Source organism: Caulobacter sp. GW821-FHT10E02, from assembly GCF_059415225.1.
On record NZ_JBWKMV010000003.1, the window covers coordinates 317250 to 336747 of the forward strand.

The 19498-nt window shown below is 68.2% G+C and carries 15 protein-coding genes and 1 tRNA gene; 9 read left to right on the forward strand and 7 right to left on the reverse strand.

Annotated elements, in window-relative coordinates; all coding sequences use genetic code 11:
* Together hutH and hutI are read right to left on the reverse strand one after the other, a co-directional pair.
* Positions 1–1542, reverse strand: a complete 1542-nt coding sequence (hutH, locus tag AC07NI_RS16740; RefSeq protein WP_494621113.1) for a histidine ammonia-lyase — start codon at positions 1540–1542, stop codon at positions 1–3.
* Positions 1527–2732 (reverse strand): imidazolonepropionase, encoded by a 1206-nt coding sequence (gene hutI, locus AC07NI_RS16745; RefSeq protein ID WP_494621115.1) that lies wholly within the window; start codon positions 2730–2732, stop codon positions 1527–1529. Before hutI ends, hutH begins: the two co-directional genes overlap by 16 nt.
* A 65-nt stretch (positions 2733–2797) precedes the next feature.
* Here hutI and AC07NI_RS16750 point away from each other — a divergent pair, with 65 nt between their 5' ends.
* The 5 genes from AC07NI_RS16750 to AC07NI_RS16770 all read left to right on the forward strand — a co-directional run bounded on the left by AC07NI_RS16750 (position 2798) and on the right by AC07NI_RS16770 (position 6999).
* Positions 2798–4174, forward strand: a complete 1377-nt coding sequence (locus AC07NI_RS16750) for a formimidoylglutamate deiminase (protein ID WP_494621117.1) — start codon at positions 2798–2800, stop codon at positions 4172–4174.
* The gene (hutC, locus tag AC07NI_RS16755) at positions 4171–4872 is read left to right on the forward strand and encodes a histidine utilization transcriptional repressor HutC (RefSeq protein WP_494621119.1); all 702 of its coding nucleotides are present in this window, start codon (positions 4171–4173) and stop codon (positions 4870–4872) included. The genes AC07NI_RS16750 and hutC overlap by 4 nt, the downstream gene beginning before the upstream one ends.
* A gap of 2 nt (positions 4873–4874) precedes the next feature.
* Complete coding sequence (locus AC07NI_RS16760; protein ID WP_494621121.1) at positions 4875–5249, forward strand: ASCH domain-containing protein; 375 nt, start codon at positions 4875–4877, stop codon at positions 5247–5249.
* A gap of 17 nt (positions 5250–5266) precedes the next feature.
* Entirely contained in the window at positions 5267–5785 is a 519-nt protein-coding gene (locus AC07NI_RS16765; protein ID WP_494621123.1) for a DUF1993 domain-containing protein, read from the forward strand.
* Positions 5786–5901: 116 nt separating this feature from the next.
* Positions 5902–6999 carry a hypothetical protein gene (locus tag AC07NI_RS16770; RefSeq protein ID WP_494621125.1) on the forward strand — a complete coding sequence of 366 codons (1098 nt, stop codon included), beginning with the start codon at positions 5902–5904 and terminating at the stop codon, positions 6997–6999.
* Here the strand turns inward: AC07NI_RS16770 and AC07NI_RS16775 are convergent.
* From AC07NI_RS16775 to ybaK, 3 genes are all read right to left on the reverse strand, one after another.
* Entirely contained in the window at positions 6996–7409 is a 414-nt protein-coding gene (locus AC07NI_RS16775; RefSeq protein ID WP_494621127.1) for a GFA family protein, read from the reverse strand. The two genes, AC07NI_RS16770 and AC07NI_RS16775, sit on opposite strands and share 4 nt — an antisense overlap.
* Before the next feature lie 39 nt (positions 7410–7448).
* Positions 7449–7525, reverse strand: a tRNA-Met gene (locus tag AC07NI_RS16780).
* Positions 7526–7567: 42 nt separating this feature from the next.
* On the reverse strand, positions 7568–8044 hold the full coding sequence (gene ybaK, locus AC07NI_RS16785) for a Cys-tRNA(Pro) deacylase (protein ID WP_494621129.1): 477 nt from the start codon (positions 8042–8044) through the stop codon (positions 7568–7570).
* Between the two features lie 48 nt (positions 8045–8092).
* On the opposite strand from ybaK, the gene AC07NI_RS16790 reads away from it, so the two are divergent.
* From AC07NI_RS16790 to AC07NI_RS16800, 3 genes are all read left to right on the forward strand, one after another.
* Positions 8093–9757: a copper resistance system multicopper oxidase gene (locus AC07NI_RS16790; RefSeq protein ID WP_494621131.1), complete on the forward strand. Its 1665-nt coding sequence runs from the start codon at positions 8093–8095 to the stop codon at positions 9755–9757.
* Complete coding sequence (locus tag AC07NI_RS16795; protein ID WP_494621133.1) at positions 9754–10488, forward strand: copper resistance protein B; 735 nt, start codon at positions 9754–9756, stop codon at positions 10486–10488. The genes AC07NI_RS16790 and AC07NI_RS16795 overlap by 4 nt, the downstream gene beginning before the upstream one ends.
* A 95-nt stretch (positions 10489–10583) precedes the next feature.
* Entirely contained in the window at positions 10584–12176 is a 1593-nt protein-coding gene (locus tag AC07NI_RS16800; protein WP_494621135.1) for a fatty acid--CoA ligase, read from the forward strand.
* Positions 12177–12270: 94 nt separating this feature from the next.
* On the opposite strand, the gene AC07NI_RS16805 is transcribed toward AC07NI_RS16800, so the two are convergent.
* Together AC07NI_RS16805 and AC07NI_RS16810 are read right to left on the reverse strand one after the other, a co-directional pair.
* A complete protein-coding gene (locus AC07NI_RS16805; RefSeq protein ID WP_494621137.1) occupies positions 12271–14553 on the reverse strand; it encodes a beta-glucosidase family protein in 2283 nt (760 codons plus the stop codon).
* Positions 14554–14615: 62 nt separating this feature from the next.
* The gene (locus AC07NI_RS16810) at positions 14616–15659 is read right to left on the reverse strand and encodes a LacI family DNA-binding transcriptional regulator (protein ID WP_494621139.1); all 1044 of its coding nucleotides are present in this window, start codon (positions 15657–15659) and stop codon (positions 14616–14618) included.
* A gap of 649 nt (positions 15660–16308) precedes the next feature.
* Here AC07NI_RS16810 and AC07NI_RS16815 point away from each other — a divergent pair.
* Entirely contained in the window at positions 16309–19455 is a 3147-nt protein-coding gene (locus AC07NI_RS16815; RefSeq protein WP_494621141.1) for a TonB-dependent receptor, read from the forward strand.
* Positions 19456–19498 lie beyond the last annotated feature (43 nt).

Sequence of the window (19498 nt, forward strand, 5' to 3'; positions counted from 1 at the left end):
TCACCGACAAACCCCCGGCAACACACCCGCCGCTTCGATCACCGCGCCACTCCGCACCAGCACGTTCGCCGCCTCCATGTCCGGGTGGAAGTGGCGGTCGTCGTCCAGGTGCGGGACCTCGGCGCGGGTCAGCTTGCGCACCGCTTCCAAGGCCTTGCTCGACCGCAGCGGCGCGTGGAAGTCACAACCCTGCGCGGCCGCCAGCAGTTCGATGCCCAGCACCGCCGTGGCGTTCTCGACCATGCCCATCAGGCGGCGCGCGCCGTGGGCGGCCATCGAGACGTGGTCTTCCTGGTTGGCCGAGGTGGGGATCGAGTCGACGCTGGCCGGATAGGCCTTCTGCTTGTTCTCCGAGACCAGGGCGGCGGCCGTGACCTGCGGGATCATGAAGCCGGAGTTCAGGCCCGGCTTGGGCGTCAGGAACGCCGGCAAACCGGAGAGGGCCGGGTCGACCAGCATGGCGATGCGGCGCTCGGCGATCGAGCCGATCTCGCAGACGGCCAGGGCGATCATGTCGGCGGCGAAGGCCACCGGCTCGGCGTGGAAGTTGCCGCCTGACAGCGCCTCATCGGCTTCCGGGAAGATAAGGGGGTTGTCCGAGACGCCGTTGGCCTCGGTCGCCAGGGTGGTCGCCGCCTGGCGCAGCACGTCCAGCGCCGCGCCCATCACCTGCGGCTGGCAGCGCAGGCAGTAGGGGTCCTGGACACGCTCGTCCTCCCTCAGGTGCGAGGCGCGGATTTCCGAGGTCGCCATCAGGTCGCGCAGGGCGGCGGCGGTCTCGATCTGGCCGGCATGGCGGCGCAGGGCGTGGATGCGCGGGTCGAACGGTGTGTCCGAGCCCTTGGCGGCTTCGGTGGAGAGCGCGCCGGTGACCAGGGCCGACTGGAACAAGAGCTCGGCCTCGAACAGGCCGGCCAGGGCGTTGGCGGTCGAGAACTGGGTGCCGTTGAGCAGAGCGAGGCCTTCCTTGGGGCCCAGCGTCAGGGGCTCCAGCCCGGCCTTCTTCAGCGCCTTGGCGGCCGGCTTGCGCTCGCCGTCAACGAAGATCTCGCCGACCCCGATCATGGTCGCGGCCATGTGCGACAGCGGGGCCAGGTCGCCCGAGGCCCCGACCGAGCCTTGGCACGGGATGACCGGGATCAGGTCCTGACGCAGCATTTCCTCCAGCATCCGCACGGTCTCGACCCGCACGCCCGAGGCGCCCTGCGCCAGACTGGCCAGCTTCAGGGCCATCATCAGGCGGATGACCGGAACGGGCGAGGGCTCGCCGACGCCGGCGGCGTGGGAGAGGACGATGTTGCGCTGCAGGGTCTCCAGGTCTTCGTCGCCGATGCGGACACTGGCCAGTTTCCCGAAGCCCGTGTTGATACCGTAGACCGGCTCGCCCTTGGCCAGGATGCGTTCGACCGCCGCCGCGCTTTCGGCGATCACCGGCCAGGCGGTCTCGGCCAGGGTCGCCGTCGCGCCGCGATAGATCGCCTTCCAGTCGGCCAGCGGCACGTCGCCGGGGTTCAGAACAAGCTTGGTCACTGGCCTCTCCACACGCGCGCATGGAGCGGGTTGAAGCCCATGCGATAGACAAGTTCGGCGGGACGCTCGACGTCCCAGATCGCGAGGTCGCAGGCCTTGCCGGCCTCCAGCGTCCCGCGGTCGTGCAGCAGCCCCAGCGCCCGCGCGGCCTCGCGCGTGACGCCGGCCAGGCACTCCTCGACGGTCATCCGGAAGAGCGTGGCGGCCATGTTCATGACCAGCAGCGGCGAGGTCAGGGGCGAGGTGCCAGGATTGCAGTCGGAGGCCAGGGCCATCGGCACGCCCGCTTCGCGCAGGGCCGCGATCGGCGGGGCCTTGTGCTCGCGGGTGAAGTAGTAGGCGCCGGGCAGCAGGGTCGCGACCGTGCCCGCCTGCGCCATCGCCGCGATCCCGGCCTCGTCGAGGTGCTCCAGGTGGTCGGCCGACAGCGCGCCATATTCGGCGGCCAGGGCGGCGCCGCTCAGGTTCGACAGCTGCTCGGCATGCAGCTTGACGGGCAGGCCGTGGGCCTTGGCCGCATCGAACACGCGGCGGATCTGGTCGGGCGAGAAGCCGATGCCCTCGCAGAAGCCGTCGACGGCGTCGGCCAGGCCGCGCGCGGCGATGGCGGGGATCATCTTCTCGCAGACGAGCGTGATGTAGCCGTCCTTGTCGTCGCGATATTCCGGCGGCAGGGCGTGGGCGCCCAGGAAGGTCGTGCTGACCCCGACGCGGCGGATGTCGGCCAGGGTGCGGGCGGCGCGCAGGCTCTTGATCTCGTCGTCCAGGGAGAGGCCGTAGCCGGACTTGATCTCGACCGTGGTGATACCCTCGGCGATCAACGCGTCGAGACGGGGCAGGGCGGCGGCGACAAGCTCCTCTTCGGTGGCCGCGCGGGTCGCCCGCATGGTCGAGACGATGCCGCCTCCGGCCCGGGCGATCTCCTCGTAGGAGGCGCCGGCCAGCCGCAGCTCGAACTCGTGGGCGCGGTCGCCGGCGAAGACCAGGTGGGTGTGCGGATCGACCAGGCCCGGGGTGATCCAGCGGCCTTCGCAGTCGATCGTCTCGGCGGCTTCGAAGGCAGGCGCATCATCGGCCGAACCAGCATAGACGATGCGGCCGTCGCGGGCGGCGATCACGCCGTCTTCGACGATCCCAAGACCCTCACGCGCAGGGTCGAGGGTGGCCAGGCGGCAAGTTGTCCACAGGGTGTCGCACTGCATGTGTCTCTCCCTTGCCGTCGGCTTCAATATGTATAGACATATTTGCGAACGATGAGGCTTGTCCAGTGACCGACGCGCACAATTCCGAGTCTTCCACGACCGTCTGGTGCGAGAGCGCGTTGCTCGCCGACGGCTGGGCGCGGGGCGTCAAGTTCACGATCACCGACGGCCGCATCGCCCGCATCGACACGGACACCTCAGCCGGTGACGCCCAGCGCCTTGGCCCCGCCTTGCCGGGCCTGGGCAACGTCCACAGCCATGCCTTCCAGCGCGCCATGGCGGGCCTGGCCGAAACGCGGGGCGAGACCGGCGACAACTTCTGGACCTGGCGCGAGGTCATGTACCGCTTCCTGGAGCGGCTGGACCCCGACATGGCCCAGGCCATCGCCGCCATGGGCCAGGTCGAGATGCTGGAGGGCGGCTTCACGCGGGTGGGCGAGTTCCACTACCTGCACCATGCGCCCGACGGCGGCTTCTACGACAACCCGGCCGAGATGGCCGCGCGGATGGCGGCGGCGGCGGAAGAGACCGGCATCGGCCTGACCCTGCTGCCGGTGTTCTACGCGCACTCGAACTTCGGCGGCCTGCCGCCCACGGATGGCCAGAAGCGCTTCATCCACGACGTCGACGGCTTCGCCCGGCTGGTCGAGGCCTGCCGCGAGATCGTCTCGCCGCTGCCCGAGGCGGTGGTCGGGATCGCGCCCCACAGCCTGCGCGCGGTCACGGCCGAGGAACTGGACGCCATCATCCCGCTGGCCGCCGGTGGGCCGATCCACATGCACGTGGCCGAGCAGACCAAGGAGGTCGACGACTGCCTGGCCGCCACCGGCGCGCGTCCCGTCCGTTGGCTGATGAACCACACCGACGTGAACAAGCAGTGGTGCCTGATCCACGCCACCCACATCAACGCCACCGAGACCGAGCGCCTGGCCAAGAGCGGCGCGATCGCCGGCCTGTGCCCGGTGACGGAAGCCAATCTCGGCGACGGGATCTTCCCGACCCCGGACCATCTGGCGGCCGGCGGAGCTTTTGGGATCGGCACCGACTCCAACATCGTCATCGACGCCGCCCAGGAGCTGCGGACGATGGAGTACGCCCAGCGCCTGACCCGCCGGACGCGCAACGTGCTGGCGGGCGGTCCGCGCCGCTCGACCGGCGGCGACCTGTGGCGCGCGGCGGTGACCGGCGGTAGTCAGGCCCTGGGCGTGGGTCGAGGCGGCTTGCGTCGCGGCGCGGCGGCCGACTTCATCACGCTCGATGCCAGCCATCCGAACATCGTCGGCCGCTCGGGCGACACCCTGATCGACAGCCTGGTCTTCGCCGGCGGCGGCATCGACACCGTCTGGCGGCACGGCAAGCAGCTGGTGTCGGGCGGTCGCCACCATGCGCGCGAGGCGATCACCGCCCGCTACGTCCAGACCCTGAAGGCCCTGCTGGCGTGACCGGTCCGCTGCACCAGCGCATCCGCTCGGAGATCGAGGCCCAGATCCGTTCCGGCGCCTGGGCCCCCGGCCATCGCGCCCCGACCGAGGCCGAGCTGATGGCCCAGTACGGCTGCTCGCGGATGACCGTGAACAAGGCCATGACCGCCCTGGTCGAGGCCGGGCTGATCGTGCGCCGCAAGCGCGCCGGCTCGTTCGTGGCCCGGCCCCGCGTCCATGCGCCGGTGCTGAACATCCCCGACATCCAGTCCGAGATCGTCGCGCGCGGTGAGACCTACGCCTTCCGCCTGCTGTCGCGCGTAGTACGTGACGCCGACGGTGAGGACGAGATCGAACTGGCGGCGGGCGGCAAGCTGCTGGAGCTGGACGGCGTCCACGACGCTGGCGGCCGGCCCTTCGCTCTGGAGCGCCGCCTCGTCGCCCTGAAGGCCGCCCCCGAGATCGCGACCGCCGACTTTGCCCAGGTCCCGCCCGGCGCCTGGCTGCTGGAACACGTCGCCTGGACCGAGGCCGAGAGCCGCATCAGCGCCATCAACGCCGACGCCGAGGACGCCCGCCTGCTGGCCCTCGACGAGGGTACGGCCTGCCTGGTGGTCGATCGCAGGACTTGGCGCGAGGGGCAGCACGTCACTAGGGTACGGCAGGTGTTTCCAGGCGAAGCTTACGACCTGGTGGCGCGGTTCGGCCCGGGAGCTTGAAGATGGATATCCAAGGTCTGGAGCGCTTCAGCTTCGGCGACAGCGCCGAGTTGGCCGACGAACTGCTGGCGCTCGTGCTGTCCGGCCAGAAGACCGCGACGTGCTGGGCCGCCCGCGATGGCGCGCTGACCACGGTCGGCAAGCAGATGGTCGTCTGCGACAGCGCCGGTGAGCCCCGGGCGGTGATCGAGACCGTCGAGCTGACCCTCCGCCGCTTCTGCGATGTCGACGCGGCCTTGGCGCGCGACGAGGGCGAGGGGGACCTGTCCCTGGCCTGGTGGCGCGAGGCGCATCAAGCCTATTTCGAGCGCAACGGCGGGTTCGCCGACGACATGGACCTGTGCTGCGAACGCTTTAGGGTCGTGGCGCGACTCTAGACCGATAAGGAACGCCCATGGACCTGCACGCTCTCGCCATCCCGACCTACGCCCAGATGCTGAAGGGCCTCAGCGGTCAGCTGACCAAGGCCGAGGCCCACGGCGGCGACCTTCTGGGCGCGCGGCTGGCGGCGGACATGTTCCCGCTGGCGACCCAGGTCCGCTTCGTCTGCAACCAGGCCAGCGACCTGCTGCGCCATCTGACCGGCGCCGACTCGTTCGCCCCTGCCGAGGACGCGACCGACTTCGCCGGCCTGAAGGCCCAGCTGGCCGACGCCGTGGCGCGGATCGAGGCGGTTCCGGCCTCGGCGTTCGAAGGCGTGGCTGGCAAGACCATCGAGATGAAGATGCCCAACGGCATCGTCTTCGACCTGACCGGCGAGCAATTCGTCCGCGACTGGAGCCTGCCGCAGCTCTACTTCCACCTGATGGCCGCCTACGCGATCCTGCGTAACCAGGGCGTCCCGCTCGGCAAGCCCGACTGGGTGCCGCACATGTTCGCCTATATCCGCCCCGGCACCCTGCCCGGCGGCTAGGACCCCCTGGCTACCCCCTGTTCGGGGGATGTCGGCCCCGGGCGTCGTCGCCGTAGAACGGCGTTCGGGGACCGAGGGTGGCGCGTGGTGCGGCGAGGGTCCCGAGGGATCCCGTCATGGCCGAACCGACACTCCGCGACTTCCAATTCCTGATCCAGCTGGTCGACAGCGGCATCATCCAGGCCAGCTTCAAGTTCGTCGACCTGCGGCCGCTGCTGAAGAGCTTCGGCGTGCTGACGCCCGATGTCGACGCGGCCCTGGCCCTGGTCGAGGCCAATCCGGCCCTGATCAATATCGGCGTCCAGACCCTGAAGGAGGCCCTGACCAAGTATCCGCTGGATACCCCGCTCAGCGTGGCCTTCGGCACGGGGACGGGCGGGGGCACGGGCGGCGGGACGGTGACCGATCCGATCCACCTGACCGACGCCCAGATCAAGGACGCCTACAAGGCCCTGGCCGGCATCTCGGCCACCTCGTCCAAGGCGCTGTCGGAATATCTGACCGGCCCGAACGGCGAGAAGGTGCTGAACGCCTTCTATGCCGAGATGAACGAGCTGGCCAAGCTGCAGGCCGACGTCATCGCCAACAAGATCACCAAGACCGTCTTCATCGACAAGCTGGTCGGCTACTCGATCGACACCTCGGCCCTGGCGCTGCAGGCGATGAACTTCTTCACCGGCAAGACGCCGACCCAGACGGCGCTGAACGACCTGATCGACAGCGCCACCAACACCAGCGACCTGACCGACTACGCCTACGCCATCTACAACACCGGCAACAAATATATCGAGTTCGCGGTCAATCAGGCCATGAGCGGCACGGGCGCGGCGTCGTTCAAGACGGCCTACGACGGCCTGTCGTTCCGCGACGCGGTGGTGAAGGCCTATGACGCGATCATCGGCAACACCAAGGCCACGGCGGCGGGGATCAACGTCAATGCGGCGGTCGACTACCTGGTCTCGCAGCAGAGCTACTTCACCGCCTATGGCCACGACGCGCTGGGGGCCAAGGCCGCGGTCGCCGGTTTCATCATGTACGCCGGCATGAACGCGGGCGTCGGCGCCTATGCCGAGTCGACCAAGACCTTCCTGACCAACGCCTATGACGGTAAGGCCACCTATGGCGGCGCCCTGGTCGCCGCCAAGGCGCCGGTCGAGGCGGTGGCCCTGGTCGCCCAGCCGACCGACCACCACGACGCGGGCGTGTTCGGCTAGTCCGGCATCGTCTCGAAGACCGTCAGACCGTCCGGCAGGATCACCCAGTCCGGACGGTCGCGGTTGAAGAGGGCGATGGACGGCTTGAACAGGTTCGGGTCGTCCAGGCTTCCGGCGTAGATCGTGTGGCTGTCGCTCAGCCCATGCTCGCCGCCGAAGACGAGGCCCCCGCAGGTGGGGCACGAATTGCGGGTGGCCTCGCCCCCTCGGAAGGCCCGGCTGCGGTACTGACGCGCCGGGCCGCTGATCGTCAGGGCCGCGGCCGCAAAGCCCATGAACGGGATGAACCCGCCGCCCGACGCCTTCCGGCAATCAGCGCAGCAACACACGCCCATATAGTCCGGCGCACGATCAGTCTCCCAGCGCAGAGCGCCGCACAGGCAGCCGCCTTTGAAGGTCTTGTCGGTCATGTCGGGAGTAGAGCGCCGGCCCGGAAGCCGGTCAAATCCTGGTGGTTGGAGGCGGGATCGAACCGCCGACCTGTGGGTTATGAATCCACCGCTCTAACCATCTGAGCTACCCAACCGGGCCAGGAGGCGCGGCTTATAGGCAGAATGGCGTGGGCCGTCTAGTCCGCCACGATCGCCGCCGTCACCGCGCCCAGGGCCTTTACGGCATCGGCCGGGGCCAGCTTCACCTGCAGGCCGCGCTGGCCGCCGTTGAGGAAGACGTAGGGCTCGGCCAAGGCGGCTTCCTCCATCACCGTCGGCAGGCGCTTCTTCTGGCCGAAGGGGCTGACGCCGCCGACCTTGTAGCCGGTGATGCGTTCGGCGTCGGGGACGGGGGCCATTGCGGCCGACTTGCCCTTCAGGGCGGCGGCCAGCTTCTTCATGCTGACCTCCTTGTCCGAGGGCAGGATGGCGCAGGCGGGCTTGCCGTCCAGCATCACCACCAGGGTCTTGAGCACGCGGCCGGGGTCCTCGCCCAGGGCCTCGGCGGCCTGCAGGCCGACGCGTTCCGAGCCGGGGTCGTAGTCGTACGTATGCAGGTCGAACGCGACGCCGGCCTTGGTCAATGCGATCGTGGCGGGGGTGCTCTTGGACATGCGTCGGGTGATACCCAAGTGCGCTGAAGGTTGGAATACGGAACGCGGATGATCGATCGACGGACCCTGCTGCGCGGCGCTCTCGGACTTGGCGCGGCCGGCCTGCTGCCCGAATGGGCGCTGGCCAGCGAAGGGACGCGGTCGCCGGCGGCGCTCTCCGGCGAAGAGATCAAGCTCACCGTCGGCCACACCATGGCGAAGATCGACGGCCGCGCCGGCCACGCCAATGTCGTCAACGGCACGATCCCCGGTCCGCTGATCCGGTTGAAGGAAGGGCAAAACGTCCGCCTGTCGGTGACCAACAACCTCGATGAGGACACTTCCATCCACTGGCATGGCCTGCTGGTGCCGTTCCAGATGGACGGGGTGCCGGGCGTCAGCTTCCCGGGCATCAAGCCGGGCGAGACCTTCACCTACGAGTTCCCGGTCCGGCAGGCGGGCACCTATTGGTGGCACAGCCATTCGGGCCTGCAGGAGCAGATCGGCCACTACGGCCCGATGATCATCGACCCGGCCGGTGAGGACCCGATCGCCTATGACCGCGAGCATGTGGTGGTGCTGTCGGACTGGAGCTTCCGGCATCCGCACGAGCTGTTCCGGAAGCTGAAGGTCAATGCCGGCCACTTCAACATGCAAAAGCAGACCGTGCAGGGCCTGCTGAAGGGCCAGGACCAGTCGCTGAAGGACCGCGTCGACTGGGCCAAGATGCGGATGGACCCAACCGACATCGCCGACGTCACGGGCTCGGTCTACACCTACCTCGTCAACGGCCACGGGCCCGGCGACAACTGGACGGGCCTGTTTTCACCGGGCGAGCGGGTGCGGCTGCGCTTCATCAATTCCGCGGCCATGACCATCTTCAACGTCCGCATCCCGGGCCTTGGCCTGGAGGTCGTGGCGACCGACGGCCAGCCGGTCGCGCCGGTCGGCGTCGAGGAGTTCCAGATCGCCCCGGCCGAGACCTTCGACGTCATCGTCCGGCCCACCGAGGACAAGGCCTTCACCCTGGTCGCCGAGGCCTCGGACCGGTCGGGGATGGCCCGCGCCACCCTGGCGCCGCGCTTGGGGATGTCCGCGCACGTGCCGCCGCTGCGCAAGCGGCCGCTGGCGACGATGAAGGACATGGGCATGGGGAACATGCATCACGGGATGGACATGCCGGGCATGGACATGTCGATGCGGTCCCAGGCCAACGCGCCGAACGTGCCGCTGACGCCGGGCGTCCAGACCATCGCGCCGATGCCGATGGATCGCATGGGCCAGCCGCCCCAGGGGCTGGAGGACGCCGGCCACAAGGTGCTGCGCTACGCCGACCTCGCCAACCCATATCCGCCGACCGATGCGCGGCCGCCGGGCCGAGAGATGGAGATCCATCTGACCGGCAACATGGAGCGTTTCATGTGGGCGTTCGATGGCGAGGCGTTCGGGCCGATCAAGAAGCCGATCGCCTTCCAGCGGGGCGAACGGGTGCGGGTGACCTTGATCAACGACACCATGATGGCCCACCCGATCCACCTGCACGGCCACTTTTTCGAGCTGGTCAACGGCCAGACGAACCAGCCGCTGAAGCACACGGTCAATGTCGCACCGGGCGGCAAGGTCGCCTTCGACCTCACGGCCAGCGAGCCTGGCGACTGGGCCTTCCACTGCCACCTGCTGCTGCACATGCATGCGGGGATGTTCAACGTCGTGACCGTGCGGCCGCTCGCATGATGATCCAGCACGAGCACCACACGCCGCCGCCGGCGATCGAGCAACCCGCGCCGGTCGCCCCGACGGACCACGCCGCCGAGCGCCTCTACACGCCTGAGGCCATGGCCGCCGCCCGCGCCCAGCTGATGAAGGAACACGGCGGCATGACGGTGTGGACCGTCCGCGCCGACACCCTGGAATACCGCTCGCGCGACGGCGCCGACGGCCAGGCGTTCGAGGGCGAGGCCTGGTGGGGCAAGGACGCGTCCAAGTGGGTCGTCAAGGGGCGTGGCGAGCGCACCGACGGCGAGGGCTGGGAGAAGGGCGAGGCCGAGGTTCTGAAGGCCTGGCCGGTCGGACCCTATTTCGATCTTCAGGCCGGCGTTCGCTACGACCTCGCGCCGAAAGGCCGGAGCTACGCGGCGGTCGGCTTCGAAGGTCTCTCGCCCTATTGGTTCGAGCTCCAGGGCACGGCCTATCTCTCCGACCAGGGCAAGGTGTCCGCGCGCACGGAGGCCTCCTACGATCTGCGCCTGACCCAGAAGCTGATCCTTCAACCGCGCGTCGAGGCCGATGTCGCCGAAGCCGGCTGGGCCAGGCTCGAGGGCGGCCTGCGCCTGCGCTACGAGATCACCCGCGAGTTCGCGCCCTATGTCGGCCTCGTGCGCGAGCGAGCGTTCGGACCTGCGGTCGTCGCCGGCGAGCGGGCCGGGAGCACGGCGGTGGTGGTCGGCGTCCGCGCCTGGCGCTGACCCTATCGTTACGGACAGCTTGCCGCGACCGTAACCCTGGCCCAACATCCGTTTGAGACCCGCCAACAGAGCGGAGACAGAGGGAGTCAGGCGCGATGGCCGAGGCGATCGATTTCGACCGCATGCAGACCCTGGGCGATGTCGCCCGCTATCACGCGGAGGCGCGGCCCGAGGCGACGGCCTTCAGCTTCGAGGGGCGCGACAGCAGCTTCGCCGCCTTCGACCGGCATACGAACCAGGTGGCCAACGCCCTGATCGCCGCGGGCCTGTCGACCGGCGACCGCATCGCCTATGTCGGCAAGAACAGCGACCACTATTTCGAGCTGCTGATCGGGGCCGCCAAGGCCGGGGTGGTGACCACGCCGATCGGCTGGCGCCTGGCGGCGGCCGAGATCGCCTACATCGTCGCCGACAGCGAGGCCAAGATGGTCTTCGTCGGCCCCGAGCTGATCGGCCATGTCGAGGCGGTGGCGGCCGAGCTGACCCACCGTCCGGTGGTCGTGGGCATGGAGGCGGAAGGCGCGGGCGAGCACGTCACCTTCACCGCCTGGCGCGACGCTCAGCCCGACACCGACCCCCACAAGCCGATCGAGACCTCCGGCATCGCCATCCAGCTCTACACTTCGGGCACCACGGGGCGGCCCAAGGGCGCGATGCTGACCCACGACAACCTGCTGGCCATGCGCCGCGCGGCCGCCAAGGACCCGCTGGACTGGAACCAGTGGGGGCCGGACGACGTCAGCCTGGTGGCCATGCCGGTGGCCCATATCGGCGGCACCGGCTGGGGGCTGGTGGGCCTGCTGAACGGCGCCAAGGGCGTGGTGGCGCGCGAGTTCGATCCGTTCAAGGTGCTGGACTATATCGAGAAGGACCACGTCTCGAAGATGTTCATGGTGCCGGCGGCCCTGCAGATCGTCGTGCGCCAGCCGCGCGCCCGCGAGGTCGACTATTCGCGGATGACCCACATCCTGTACGGCGCCGCGCCCATCCCGCTCGATCTGCTGCGCGAGTGCATGGAGGTATTCGGCTGCGGCTTCGTCCAGCAGTACGGCATGACCGAGACGACGGGCACGGTGGTCTACCTGCCGCCCGAGGACCACGATCCGGCCGGCAATAAGCGCATGCGCGCGGCGGGCCTGCCGATGCCGGGCGTCGAGATCAAGGTCATCGACGAGGCCGGCCAGCCTATCCCGACCGGCGCGGTCGGCGAGGTGGCGGTGCGCTCCCTGGCCAACATGGCCGGCTACTGGAAGCTGGACGAGGCCACCGCCAAGACCATCGACGCCGACGGCTGGCTGCGCACCGGCGACGCCGGCTACCTGGACGAGGACGGCTATCTGTTCATCCACGACCGGGTGAAGGACATGATCATCTCGGGCGGCGAGAACATCTATCCGGCCGAGGTCGAGAGCGCGGTCTACGGCCACCCGCACGTCGCCGAGGTGGCGGTGATCGGCGTGCCGGACGACAAGTGGGGCGAGGCGGTCAAGGCGGTGGTCGCGGCCAAGCCGGGCGTGACGCCGGACGCCGACGACATCATCGCCTTCGCCCGGACGCGGATCGCGGGGTTCAAGGTTCCCAAGAGCGTGGACTTCGTGGCGGCGCTGCCCCGCAACGCCTCGGGCAAGATCCTGCGCCGCGAATTGCGCGCGCCCTACTGGGAAGGCCGCGAGCGGCAGATCAACTGAGGGCAAAAAAAGGGGCGTCGCGAACGACGCCCCGAGAAGGGAAGAGACTGACGGATGCGGGGCAAGGGGTAGGCTAGTAAGAGCCCCGCACCCCTCACTTGCCTGCCGGCGAAACCGGCAGGCTCCGGGCCGCCAGGGTGACCTGGGCGGTGGAGGTCAGGGCCCGGGACGAAGCGCCCAGGGCGATGTCGTATTGGCCGGCCGCGATCTGCCAGCCGTGGGCCTTGCCGTCCCAGGTGGCCAACAGGCGCGGGTCGACCGTGACGGTCACGCGCTGGCTGGCGCCGGGGGCGAGGGCGACCTTCTTGAAGCCGGCCAGGCGCTTGGGCGCTTCCCAGCCGCCGGCCTTCGGGCCGACATAGACCTGGGGGACGTCCTTGCCGGCGCGGGCCCCGACGTTCTTGACGTGGAAGCTGACCGTCACCTTGTCGCCGGCCGCCGTGGCCGTCAGGTTCGAATAGGCGAACTTGGTGTAGGACAGGCCGTAGCCGAACGGGAACAGCGGCTCGATCTTCTTCAGATCGTACCACTTGTAGCCGACGGCGGCGCCTTCGATGGTGTAGTCGGCGTCGAACAGCTCGCCCTCGGCCTTGCCGACGCCGTCCAGCTTGGGACGCGGCAGGTCGGCCACGCTCTTGGGGAAGCTGACGGGCAGGCGGCCCGTGGCGTCGATCTCGCCGGACAGGACGCGGGCGATGGCCTCGCCGCCGGCCGTGCCCGGGAACCAAGCCTCGACCACGGCGCCGACCTTGTCGAGCCAGGGCATGACCACCGGACCGCCGGTCTGCAGCACCACGACGGTCTTCTTGTTGGCCGAGGCCACAGCGTCGATCGTGGCGTCCTGCTTCTTGGGCAGGTTCAGGTCCTGGACGTCCCAGGACTCGGTGGTCCACTGGTCGGCGAAGACCAGGGCCAGTTCGCTGTCAGCGGCCAGCTTGGCGGCGCGCGCCGGATCCGTGCCGTCGTCATAGGTGATCTTGGCGTTCGGATAGCGGGCCTGCAGCGCCTTCAGCGGCGAGGACGGATAGTAGATCACCGGGCCCGGCCAGGTGGCGGGCTCCAGGCCTTTCACCGCGCGGCCGCCGACCGGATAGACCTGCGAGGAGCCGCCGCCCGACAGCACGCCGACATCGGCATGGCCGCCGATCACGGCGATGGTCTTGGCGGTCTTGGCCAGGGGCAGCAGGTCGCCGTCGTTCTTCAAGAGGACGATGCCTTCCTCGGCGTCGGCCTGGGTGATCTTGGCGTGGGCGGCCAGGGTGGCGGCGGGCAGGTTGATCGGCGCCGGGTTGACGACCGGATGCTCGACCAGGCCGCTGGCGAACATGGCGCGCAGCACGCGGCGGGCCATGTCGTCGATGCGGGCCTGGCTGACCTTGCCCGAGGCCAGATCGGCCTTCAGCGGCGCGCCGAAGAAGGGCTGGTTGTCGAAGGCCTCGCCGGCGGACTCCTGGTCGAGGCCGGCGTTGGCGGCCTTGGCCGACGAGTGGTCGGCGCCCCAGTCCGACATGACGTAGCCCTTGTAACCCCAGTCCTTCTTCAGGACGGTGTTCAGCAGCCAGTCGTTCTCGCAGGCCCAGTCGCCGTTGACGCGGTTGTAGGCGCACATCACCGAGTGCGGGTCCGACTGCTCGATGGCGAACTGGAAGGCCAGCAGGTCCGAGGTGCGGGCGGCGGCGTCGTCGATATTGCTGCTGACCACGAAGCGGCCGGTCTCCTGGCCGTTCAGGGCGTAATGCTTGATCGTCGAGATGATGTGGTTGGACTGGATGCCCTTGATCTGGGCGGCGACCATGGTCCCGGCCAGCAGCGGGTCTTCACCGCCATATTCGAAGTTCCGGCCGTTGCGCGGCTCGCGCATCAGGTTCACGCCACCGGCCAGCTGGACGTTGAAGCCCGAGTCGCGGGCCTCCTTGCCGATCATCGCGCCGCCCTTGAAGGCCAGCTCGGGGTTCCAGGTGGCGGTGGTGGCGATGCCGGAGGGCAGGGCGGTGCGGCCGCGCAGATCCTGGTGGCTGCCTTGGGTGGCGACGCCGACGCCGGCGTCGGTCTGCCACTGGCCGGGGATGCCCAGGCGCGGCACGCCGGCGACATAGCCGGCCGAGGCGTCGTGCGAGTCCTTGTGGCGCGTGTACTTCGGCTTCAGGTCGGCGCCGAAATAGCCGAAGATGACCGTGAACTTCTCGTCGTTGGTCATCGCCTTGACGGCCAGGTCGGCGCGGGCGTCGGCGGAGAGCTTGGCGTTCAGCCACGGATGGGCGGGAGCGGCGGCGGGCTTCTTGGCCGCGTCGGCCAGGGCCGGAGCGGCGGTCAGCGCCGAGGCGGAAGCGCCGATCAGCAGGGCGAGCTGCAAGCTCCGCCAGGTCGTCCGAGTCATGTTTCCTCCGTCGTGGTCTTCGTGCGCCCCGCGCGGCTCTCGGGCCGGGTCGGGGGCGGGGTTCAAGTCTTGCGCTTGGGCGGCGAGCCGCTCCGCGCTGGACCGGTGGACTCGCGCACCACCAGGCTGTGCTGCGCGAGGAATGGGGTGTTGGTCTTGCCGGCGCCCTCGTTGGCGTTCCAGGCGGCGAAGGTCTGCATCGCGCGCAGGGCCATCTGGTCGAACGGCTGGCGGATCGTGGTCAGGGTCGGCCAGATGACGCCGGCGATCGGGGCGTCGTCGAAGCCGACCACCGAGACGTCGTCGGGAATGCGCAGGCCCCGGCGCTGCACTTCCATGCAGGTGGCGGCGGCCATGTCGTCATTGGCGGCGAAGATGGCGGTCGGCGGCTCGGCGATGTCCAGCAGTTGGCGCGCCGCGTCGAGGCCGGTCTTGAAGGTGAACTCGCCGCCGACGATCAGCTCGGGCGGAGGCCTTGGGAGACCACGGGCGGCGTAGGCCTCGAAGAAGCCGTTGCGGCGATGGGTGCTGGCGGCGTGGTCCGGGTGGCCGGCGATGTGGCCGATCCGGGTGTGACCCAGCGAGAACAGGTGCTCGACGACCTCGCGCGCGGCGGCGCGGTCGTCCATGCCGATGGCCGGGAAGTGCGGGTCGGGCGTGGTGGGCGTGATCATCACGCAGCGCACGTCCAGCTCGCGCATCAGCTCCTTCATGGGCCCGAAGTCGCACTCGGGCGGCAGCAGGATCATCTCGCGGATGCCGCTGTCGCGGACAAAGGCGCGGACGCGGTCGGCCCAGCCGGGGATCGGGCCTTCGGAAAGGTCGACCGACAGGTGGCGGCCGGTCTCGACGCAGGCCAGCAGCAGGGCGTGGTGGACGCGAGTGTGGTAGCCGCCGGACGGATCGCCCATCAGCACCCCGACCGACCCCGACCCCTGCGAGCGCAGGCTGCGGGCCACGGCGCTGGGCTGGTAGTCCAGGTCGGCCATGGCCGTGCGGACACGGTCGCGCGTCTTGGCGCTGACGCTGTCGTGATCGTTGAGGACGCGGGAGACGGTCTTGGGCGAAACGCCCGCCCGTTCGGCCACGTCTGTGATCGTCGTCATCGGTCCCCGTATCCCCAACCGCCAAGCTTGTGAGCCGCACCCCAACAGTGAAAGGCGGCGTCCGCAAGGCGACGAACGTCTAGAGCCATAGTCCATGCTGTCCTGGATGTCATGTCATCAGGACAGGAATGGGTCAAAAATTCACGATCGTCAGGACAATTTCGGGACATTTTGGAGCCTTGACGCAGCGTCATCAGGGCCTTCTCGGCCCTGTTCTCGGCCGGATCGAAGCAATGTGACGGCCCTGCAAAGCGGTGATCGACACCGGTGTCTGGTTTTGGAAAAGCTCAGCTAAAACAAGGAAAACACGCTGCGGCGCTTGAATTTCGGCCGAGGGAGCGACGCTTACATGTAGGCTTCAGGTTGTGCCGCTACCCGTCGGAAACCCTTGTCCGGCAAGAATGACAACGTTGACATTCTTGTTGACTTGCTCGGGACATTTGGAGAATGTGACAGCGTTCGATGAAGGCGCGGGGCCGGAATCGAGTGTCCGGGCGCCGAGGCCGCCGAGGATTTTGTCCGATCGCAAGACATGCGGCGGGCGAGGTCCGCAAAGCCTCAAACGCTTTCCGAAAGCCGCCGACACGAGCGGCGGCGCGGGGAGCGGGCGGGCGGCCAATAAGAACGACTTATTTTTGGGGAGCGAGGAATGTCACAGGAAACCAGGAAAGCCGTGCTCAAGCGCGGCCTGACGTTGGCGCTGGTCGCCGGCGCATCGCAATTGGCCCTGGCGAGCGGGGCCTTCGCCCAGCAAGCCGACGGGACCCAGGTCGAGGAAGTCGTCGTCACCGGCGTCCGCGGCTCGCAGATCAAATCGGTGGACGTCAAGCGCCGCGAGGTCGGGATCGTCGACGCCATCTCGGCGGAAGACATCGGCAAGCTGCCGGACGTCACCATCGCCGACTCGCTGCAGCGCATCTCGGGCATCCAGATCCAGCGCAACGCCGGTGAAGGCGCCACGGTCAACATTCGCGGCCTGGCCCAGGTCATCACCCTGCTGAACGGCGAACAGTACCTCAGCGCCGGCAACATGGGCTCGGCCCAGCCGAACCTGCTGGATGTGCCCTCGCAGCTGATGAACCAGGTGCTGGTCTACAAGTCGACCAACTCCAAGAACGCCCTGTCGGGCATCTCGGGCACCATCGATCTGCGCACCCGCCGTCCGTTCCAGTTCGGCGAAGGCCTGAGCATGACGGGCGCGGCCGAAGCCCAGCGCGGCGACCGCACCAAGAAGGACGACTACCTGATCAACGGCGTCGTCAATTGGCGCAACGACAATGTCGGCCTGATGATCTCGGCCGCCAACAGCAAGTCGAACCTGGGCAACAACTCCTCCGGCACGGTCGGCCTGTCGGGCAACAACGACTGGGGCGGTTCGGCTGCCAACAACTGGGTCTCGCCGCACGGCTACGAAAGCTTCAACCGCGTCGTCGAGCGTAAGCGTCTCGGCATCAACGCCGCCTTCGAAGCCCACATCGGCGAAGGCTTCACCCTGATCGCCGAAGGCTTCTACGCCAAGCTGGACGAGTACAACCGCGGCGCCGGCATCAACATCTCCAACCGCTGGGACGGCGGCGCCTTCGGCGTCTGGAACCAGCCGACCATCTTCGACAAGGGCATCACCAGCCCGTCCAACGGCCGCCCGTGGCTGGCCGTCGACGAGTACAATATCGACGCCTGGTGGGTGAACTCGTTCACCGTCAACCGCGTCACCAAGTCGAAGACCAAGAACTACAACCTCGAACTGAACTACGACAACGGCGGTCCGTTCACCTTCGAGGCCCGCGCCATCCGCGCTGACGGCGATCGCCTGAGCATGAACGGTCAGGCCCAGGGCGACCTGAGCAACTGGCAGTACGGGCCGAACCGCTTCAACCTGTTCCGCGACGCCAACGACCGCACCCGCGGCACCTTCTATCCGAAGGCGATCTGCGACCAGTATCCGGCCACCCAGCGCAGCAACGCCATCTCCGGCAGCGCCGGCGGCTGCTATCTGAACCCGAACCCGCAGGGCTACGGTCAGAACCCGCAGCTGGTCTACAACATCGCCGGCGACCACCCGGTGTGGAGCGGCTTCGACCGTCCGATCACGGGCGGCCTTGGCGCCGGTAAGTCCCTCAAGGACTACATGGCCAACAAGGACAGCTACGCGATCGGCGCCTTCTCGTCGGAAGGCAACAACGAAGTCAATTCGGACATGAACGTGTTCCGCGCTGACGGCCACTACAAGTTCGACGACAAGCTGCTGGGCTTCATCACCAAGGTCGACGCCGGCGTCCGCTTCAGCGACCGCTCGGTCGAGGTCGAGCAGTTCCACCTGTTCTCGGGCTTCTACGGCGGCGTCCCCGGCGCGGTGCAGGCCAACGGCCAGCCGGTTCCGGCCGGCGGCTGCGAGGCCCAGTGGAAGGCCATCGACGTCGTCATGAACCAGAACCAGTGCCAGGCGGGCGAGTTCGTGCCCGATCCGGTCACAGGCCTGCCGGTGTTCCAGGGCTACACGGTCAACAAGCCGACCAAGCTCTCGACCTACAACAACGTCATCTGGGTCGACGATCTGGGCGGCATCACGTCGGGCATCCCGGGCTTCTGGACCATCGATCCGCACGACTTCGACAACGTCAAAGCCTTCCATGACAAGGTCTTTGGTGGTTCGATCCGCGTCCAGGTCCCCGGCCAGACCTATGACGTCACGCTGAAGGAGCAGAACGCGTACGGCGCGGCTGACTTCGAGATCGGCAACCTGCACGGCAATGTCGGCGTGCACGTGATCGAGACCCAACTGACCGTGAAGCAGAACCTGACGGGCGACACCCGCAACTACGGCGACACCAACGCCGACGCGGGCGACAACGTCACCAAGCGCAAGTACACCGACTGGCTGCCGTCGGTGAACGCGGTCTACGACGTCAACGACCACATCAAGCTGCGCGCGGCCTACGCCAAGACCATGCAACCGCTGGATCTGGGCAGCTACGGCGGCGGTCTGAAGATCAACACCGCCGACTGCGGCGCGGCCCTGCCGAACGTCCGTTGCGTCACTAGCGCCAACGCCGACGGCAACCCGATGCTGAACCCGTGGCGGGCGTCGAACTTCGATGGCGCGGTGGAGTACTACTTCGGTCGCGCCTCGATGCTGAACATCTCGGCCTTCAAGCTGAAGATCGACAGCTTCGTGACCGGCGGCCAGACGACCGGCCGCTTCCCCGACCAGGACGGCGTCATCCGCCGCACGGTCAATGTCAGCCTGCCGATCCAAGGGTCGGGCGGCTCGGTCAAGGGTCTGGAAGTCGGCGCCAAGCTGGCCTTCAGCGACATCCTGCCGGACATGGGCCTGCTGTCGAACTTCGGCGTGGACAGCAACTACACCTACTCGCCCAGCCACGAGAGCCGTCTGGACCTGGAGAAGAACGAGATCCCGTTCTTCGACAACTCCAAGCACCAGTTCAACCTGGTCGGCTGGTATCAGGACAGCAAGCTGCAGGCTCGCGTCGCCTACAACTACCGGACGGCGCGTCTGTCCGGCACGATGGGTGGCGGTGATGATCCCCTCAATCCGACCAAGCCGCCGGAACAGAAGATCTCTTACGTGATCCCGATCATGCAGAAGGCCACCGGCTACGTTGACGTGAACGTCAGCTACAACGTCAACGACCGCGTCACCGTCTACTTCAACGGGTCGAACGTCACGGGCGAGATCGAGGACTACTACCTCCGCTTCGCCAAGGGGCAGACCCAGTACGACCACCAAAACGAGTTCGAGCCCCGCTACACGCTGGGCGTCCGCGCTCGCTGGTAAGTATCCCTCTCACCTCCTGCAGCCGCCGTGGACCTCCACGGCG

Coding starts and splice junctions, on each gene's coding strand:
- AC07NI_RS16795 (WP_494621133.1), top strand. CDS start 9,754: ATGATGATCCAGCACGAGCACCACACGCCGCCGCCGGCGATCGAGCAA.
- AC07NI_RS16815 (WP_494621141.1), top strand. CDS start 16,309: ATGTCACAGGAAACCAGGAAAGCCGTGCTCAAGCGCGGCCTGACGTTG.
- AC07NI_RS16800 (WP_494621135.1), top strand. CDS start 10,584: ATGGCCGAGGCGATCGATTTCGACCGCATGCAGACCCTGGGCGATGTC.
- AC07NI_RS16810 (WP_494621139.1), bottom strand. CDS start 15,659: ATGACGACGATCACAGACGTGGCCGAACGGGCGGGCGTTTCGCCCAAG.
- AC07NI_RS16760 (WP_494621121.1), top strand. CDS start 4,875: ATGGATATCCAAGGTCTGGAGCGCTTCAGCTTCGGCGACAGCGCCGAG.
- AC07NI_RS16770 (WP_494621125.1), top strand. CDS start 5,902: ATGGCCGAACCGACACTCCGCGACTTCCAATTCCTGATCCAGCTGGTC.
- ybaK (WP_494621129.1), bottom strand. CDS start 8,044: ATGTCCAAGAGCACCCCCGCCACGATCGCATTGACCAAGGCCGGCGTC.
- AC07NI_RS16765 (WP_494621123.1), top strand. CDS start 5,267: ATGGACCTGCACGCTCTCGCCATCCCGACCTACGCCCAGATGCTGAAG.
- AC07NI_RS16790 (WP_494621131.1), top strand. CDS start 8,093: ATGATCGATCGACGGACCCTGCTGCGCGGCGCTCTCGGACTTGGCGCG.
- AC07NI_RS16775 (WP_494621127.1), bottom strand. CDS start 7,409: ATGACCGACAAGACCTTCAAAGGCGGCTGCCTGTGCGGCGCTCTGCGC.
- AC07NI_RS16805 (WP_494621137.1), bottom strand. CDS start 14,553: ATGACTCGGACGACCTGGCGGAGCTTGCAGCTCGCCCTGCTGATCGGC.
- hutI (WP_494621115.1), bottom strand. CDS start 2,732: ATGCAGTGCGACACCCTGTGGACAACTTGCCGCCTGGCCACCCTCGAC.